The 5,292-nt window shown below is 62.7% G+C and carries 7 protein-coding genes; 5 read left to right on the top strand and 2 right to left on the bottom strand.

All coding sequences use genetic code 11. The features are described 5' to 3' along the window. From WBF82_RS15120 to WBF82_RS15105, 4 genes are all read left to right on the top strand, one after another. Positions 1 to 1,027: zinc-dependent alcohol dehydrogenase (locus WBF82_RS15120; RefSeq protein WP_424383807.1), on the top strand; the 1,027-nt coding region annotated here is incomplete at its 5' end. An 11-nt stretch (positions 1,028 to 1,038) separates the two neighbouring features. Next, the gene (locus WBF82_RS15115; protein WP_424383806.1) at positions 1,039 to 1,596 is read left to right on the top strand and encodes a type 1 glutamine amidotransferase domain-containing protein; all 558 of its coding nucleotides are present in this window, start codon (positions 1,039 to 1,041) and stop codon (positions 1,594 to 1,596) included. 100 nt (positions 1,597 to 1,696) lie between these two features. Then, positions 1,697 to 2,389, top strand: coding sequence for a HemK2/MTQ2 family protein methyltransferase (locus WBF82_RS15110; RefSeq protein ID WP_424383805.1), 693 nt, complete (start codon positions 1,697 to 1,699; stop codon positions 2,387 to 2,389). Further along, positions 2,386 to 2,601 (top strand): CDGSH iron-sulfur domain-containing protein, encoded by a 216-nt coding sequence (locus tag WBF82_RS15105; protein ID WP_424383804.1) that lies wholly within the window; start codon positions 2,386 to 2,388, stop codon positions 2,599 to 2,601. Before WBF82_RS15110 ends, WBF82_RS15105 begins: the two co-directional genes overlap by 4 nt. Here WBF82_RS15105 and WBF82_RS15100 read toward each other — a convergent pair. Further along, the gene (locus tag WBF82_RS15100; RefSeq protein WP_424383808.1) at positions 2,581 to 3,540 is read right to left on the bottom strand and encodes an iron-containing redox enzyme family protein; all 960 of its coding nucleotides are present in this window, start codon (positions 3,538 to 3,540) and stop codon (positions 2,581 to 2,583) included. The genes WBF82_RS15105 and WBF82_RS15100 overlap by 21 nt on opposite strands. Before the next feature lie 108 nt (positions 3,541 to 3,648). Continuing rightward, on the bottom strand, positions 3,649 to 4,470 hold the full coding sequence (locus WBF82_RS15095) for an SDR family NAD(P)-dependent oxidoreductase (protein WP_424383803.1): 822 nt from the start codon (positions 4,468 to 4,470) through the stop codon (positions 3,649 to 3,651). Positions 4,471 to 4,585: 115 nt separating this feature from the next. Between WBF82_RS15095 and WBF82_RS15090 the strand changes: the two genes are divergently transcribed. Next, the gene (locus WBF82_RS15090; RefSeq protein WP_424383802.1) at positions 4,586 to 5,278 is read left to right on the top strand and encodes an SDR family oxidoreductase; all 693 of its coding nucleotides are present in this window, start codon (positions 4,586 to 4,588) and stop codon (positions 5,276 to 5,278) included. The last annotated feature ends 14 nt before the right edge of the window (positions 5,279 to 5,292 follow it).

The following is a 5,292-nucleotide window of genomic DNA, read 5'->3' as shown; positions in this document are numbered from 1 at the left end:
CATCCCCACCGTCAAGCACGGTGACGTGCTGGGCCACGAAGTCATGGGCGAGGTCGTCGAAGTCGGTACGGAAGTCACGAACCTGGCCGCCGGCGACCGGGGGGTGGTGCCGTTCCCGATTGCCTGTGGCGCGTGCTCGGCATGTCAGCGGGACCTCTACTCTTTGTGTGAAAATTCCAACCCCAACGCAGGGATCGCCGAGAAATTCATGGGTCATTCCCCGGCGGGATTATTCGGCTACTCACACATGCTCGGCGGATTCGCTGGCGGCCAAGCCGAATACGCGCGGGTGCCATTCGCAGATGTGGGACCGCTGAAGATCGAGGGCGACCTCAGCGACGAGCAGGTGTTGTTCCTGTCGGACATTCTGCCGACCGGCTACATGGGCGCCGAGATGTGCGATATCAAGCCCGGCGACGTCGTCGCGGTGTGGGGAGTCGGCCCAGTCGGGCTGTTCTCGGTGCTTAGCGCCTATCTGCTCGGCGCGTCGAAAGTCATCGCTATCGACCGGGTGCCGTACCGGCTTGAGTTGGCGGCCGAGAAGGGCGCCATACCGGTCAACTTCGAGGAAACCTCCGTTCTCGAGGAGCTCAGCCACCTCACCGGCGGCCGTGGGCCTGATCATTGCATCGACGCGGTCGGCATGGAGGCCCGCAACGGTTCAACCGTGGTCGACGCCTACGACCGGGTCAAGCAGGCGGCACGCTTGGAAACCGAACGGCCGCACGCGCTTCGGGAAGCGGCGATGAGTTGCCGTAATGGCGGCACCATCTCGATCATCGGCGTGTACGGGGGGATGATGGACAAGTTCCCCATCGGCGCGATCATGAATCGATCGTTGACGATCAAGACTGGCCAATGTCACGTGCAGCGGTACATGCGGCCGCTGCTCGACCGAATCCGAAACGGCGACATAGACCCGACTTTCCTGATCAGCCATCGACTTCGGCTAGACGAAGCACCGCACGGATACGAGATCTTCAAACACAAACAGGACAACTGCACAAAGGTCATTCTCAAACCGTAAGGAGAATCGGAATGCCGAACTCATTGCAAGGCAGGAAAGTAGCCTTTCTGGCGGCGGATGGCGTGGAGAAGGTCGAACTCGAGCAGCCGCGCGCGGCGCTCAGCCAGGAGGGTGCGCAGGTTCAACTGCTTTCCCTGGAAACCGGTGAGATCCAGGCACGTAACCACGATCTGGAGCCGGCGGGCACGTTCGATGTCGATCGGGCGGTTTCGGATGCGTCGGTGGACGAGTTCGATGCGTTGGTTCTGCCCGGCGGCACCGTGAATCCTGACAAGCTGCGCTTGGACAATTCGGCCGTCTCGTTTGTGCGTGACTTCGTCAAGTCGGGTAAGCCGGTTGCAGCGATCTGTCACGGACCGTGGACGCTGGTGGAGGCCGGCGTGGTGGCGGGCCGAAAGCTCACGTCGTATCCCAGCATCCGCACCGATATACGCAATGCCGGCGGAAGAGTCGTCGACGAGGAAGTAGTCGTCGATAAAAATCTGGTGACCAGCCGATCACCCGCCGACCTGGCGGCGTTCTGCTCGGCGATTGTCGAGCAATTGGCTCATGCGCCGGCGAGCACATAGCGACTTCGCTAATTCATTCGGTTTCGAGATCGCGGTTTGTGGGCATGAATCACCTCACAGGCCGTGACTAGCACGGCGATCACGACCTCGAAAGGCCGAAGTGAGCATCGCTTACCCCGCACCATGCGATTCGCTGGATATCGACGGTGTCTACCCGCCGCAACATGACACGCTATTGCTGATCGACACTCTCGAAAAGACTGAACTGGCCGAGGGCCGGCGGGTCTTGGACCTGTGTACGGGCAGCGGTGTTGTCGCAATCGCCGCGGCTGAGTTGGGCGCGGCCAGCGTGACGGCGTTCGATATCTGCCCACGCGCAGTGCGCTGTTCCCGGGGCAATGCCGTCCACGCCGGTGTCGAGATCAACGTGCGTGAGGGATCATATTCTGGGGCACTGGATTACGCGCCTTTCGATGTCATCGTGTCCAATCCGCCTTACGTGCCTACCCCTCCGGCGGGCGACACCGAAGTCATCCCGATAACCGCAGGCCCGGCGTGGGCCTGGAACGCCGGCGTTGACGGACGGATGGTGTTGGATCCGTTGTGCGAATCGGCGGCCAGCATGTTGGCCGCCGGCGGCTCCATGCTGCTGGTGCAGTCGGCGCTATCTGGTGTCCAGCAGTCACTGGAATCGTTACGATCAACCGGATTACACGCTGAAGTGGTTGCATCCCAATTGATTCCGTTCGGCCCAGTGCTGTCGGCGCGGGCCGGCTGGCTGGAAGTCACTGGCCGAATTAAAAAGGGTTGCCGGACTGAAGAACTGGTGGTTATCCGGGCGGATAAGCCATGACCGATCGCGCGCGGGTGCAGGTGATACCCAACGGCCCGGTGTTAGTACCCGGCCCGGTGCGCATCGAGACGCCGAGCGGCGACGTCGTGGAATCCGACCGATTCATGGTGGCCATCTGTACTTGCCGGCGCAGCCAGGACTATCCGTTGTGCGACACCAGCCATCGGCGATGTCGCCCGGCGCGGGCCCGCTTAGCCCAGCGGTCGTCGTAGCGACGTCTGCCCGGCCTTCCACGACGCCATGATGGCGTCGGCTAGCCGATCTTCGACGACAGCGTGCGCGCGGATACCAAACACCACATCGTGATCCAGCTGCGGTTCCCGCGCGACGAGATCGCCCACCACGTCGACGCGTACCACCTGCTCGTGAACGGCGTCCGCTTCGACGTGCTCGCGGTAGAAGGCGACACATTCCTGCGGCGCGGCCAGCCGCTGCAGAGCCTCGACCAACCGGCGCGACCCTGGTGACGAGGTGATCTCCGTTGATGCGAAATGCCCGATGGCCGCTCCGCGAAACTGTCGGTGCAAGCCGAACAACGACATCAAGTTGACTACCGCCAACGATTCGGCGGGCACCCTGTCGAGGTATGCGAGGTAGGTCGAATCCAGGCCGGCGGCGGTCAACAAATTGGCGAACAGCTGCTGGTGGATTTGCGGGCCTCGCCCGGCTCCGTATTCATCGAATTCGACCGCGACGAACGACGCCTTCGCCTGGCCGATCAGACGCGGAATAGCCCACGCGTGCGGATCGCCCTCTTTGAGGTGGTATAGCGATCGGTGCACGAAGTACTCGCGCATCTGATCCCACGTTCCGTTATCGCGCAGCCAATACGACGGGCCGGTCCCGTCAGCGGTTTCGATTGAGAGCGAATCCATTTCGGCTTCCGCCGTCTGGCCTGGCTCGATACGGCCTACATCGCGGCGGATTCCGGCCAGGAAAGCCCGCTCCAATTGCCCGCGCAGATGAAGTAGACCGGGATTCCATTCCCAGGTGGGGTCGACGCCGGCGAAACCCCGGTAGTGCAGCTCGTAGCACATGTAGAGGGCGAGCTGCAGATCCAAGCCGTAGGGATCAGAGTCGAGCATCGACGGGCCGATGCGAGCCAGCTGATCACGGGGTGCCAGTTCGGTGAGACTGCACCGGACGGCCATCGACAACGGCCCGTGCGCGGCAGGCAGCCGCGGTTCGACCGTGGTTTGTACTTGGGTCACGCAGCGGTTTACCCGCCAATCCACACCCGTCAAACGCCCGCAGGACACCTACTCGGCGTCGCCCTCCGGCCAGTCACAGCCGGTCAGCTCAACAGACAATTCCCACAACCGACGTGCCATCACCGTGTCGCGCGCTTTCTTGCGCAGCCTGGTCACTTTCGGCTTGCCCCACTGGCTGAAGCGGGGCGCGAGATAGCTGCCGCTTGGCAGGTCGGTGGTGACCGCCTGGATCGTGGACCGCGCGCCGGTGGCCGCGCTGTGCGCGGGAAACCGGCGGATGGTGTGTTCACGCACCCACGGCAGCACACCGGTGGTGTCCCTGGTTATGTCGGTATCCGTCGCACCCGGATCGGTCAGATAGATCCGTACTCCGCGCCTTACCAGCTCGCGGCTGAAGAGCATGATGGCTAGCTTGGATTCCCCGTAGGCCGCCCACTTCGAGTACTTGCGGGTGTGCCAGTTCATGTCGTCGATGTGCAGGCGGCTCAGCGCGTAGGCCGAGCTGACCACCGAGATCACCCGATCCGTAATCCGGTCTGCGAGAAGGCATGTCAGGGCGAAGTGGCCGAGGTAGTTGGTACCCATGTGCGCCTCGAAGCCGTCGGCGGTGCGGGTCAGCGGCAGACCAAGCACACCGGCGTTGTTGATCAGCACGTCAACGCCATCCACTGAGTCGGCGAACTTTCGCACGCTGGCCAGATCGGCGAGATCGAGGTGGGCTACCGCAACGTCGCCGGCCATGGTGGCCGCGGCTCGCTCCGCTTTGGGGAGGGTGCGGCACGCGATGAGGACGCTGTGACCAGCGGCTGCAAGTGCCGCGGCGGTCGCCTTGCCGACGCCGCTGTTGCCGCCCGTGACAATGATTCTCACCAGCAGATCATGTCATTGATGAACCCGTCGGCGGATATGGAGTCTTGGTCACCGGGGCTAGACTTTCGCTGCGCCGATTGGCGGCGTGATCGCAAGGGTCTCTTTGGGGAGAAGCATGAAGATCGTGGTGATAGGCGGCTCGGGCTTGGTGGGTTCACAGGTGGTCCAGAAGCTGACGGAGCACAGCCACGACGCGGTCCCAGCTTCGCCTCGCACAGGCGTCAACACGCTGACCGGGGAAGGGCTTGCCGATGTGCTAACCGGTGCCAATGTGGTTGTCGACGTGTCTAATTCGCCGTCCTTTGACGACGAGCCAGTGATGGAGTTTTTCACCACGTCGACCACCAACTTGCTGGCTGCGGCGAAGTCCGCCGCCGTTGGACACTATGTTGCCGTGTCAATTGTTGGCTGCGATGAGCTGCCCGAGAGTGGCTACATGCGTGCGAAGGCCGCCCAGGAAAAGCTCATCGAAGAAGCGACGGTTCCTTACTCGATCGTCCGCGCCACCCAGTTTGCCGAGTTCACCGATGCAATCACGGCATCGTTGACGGTCGGCGACGAAGTGCGTGTGCCCGACGCCCTGATCCAGCCCATCGCCACCAAGGACCTCGCCGACGAGGTCGCGCGGGTAGCAGAAGGTGAGCCGCTCGGCGGTATCGAGAACATCGGAGGGCCGGAGAAAATCTCGTTCGAGCAGATGGCTCGGGATGCCCTGGCCCGGCAAGGCGACGGCAAAACGGTAGTCGTTGATCCCCAAGCGTGTTACTTCGGGACACCGCTTTCGACGGATAGCTTGGTTATCCGTTAGCCAGGCTCTCGTGC

The sequence above is a fragment of the Mycobacterium sp. genome, from assembly GCF_049673265.1.
Lineage (GTDB): Bacteria > Actinomycetota > Actinomycetes > Mycobacteriales > Mycobacteriaceae > Mycobacterium.
The sequence above is the reverse complement of the archived record's forward strand: the minus strand, read 5'-3'. Positions and strand labels throughout refer to the sequence as shown.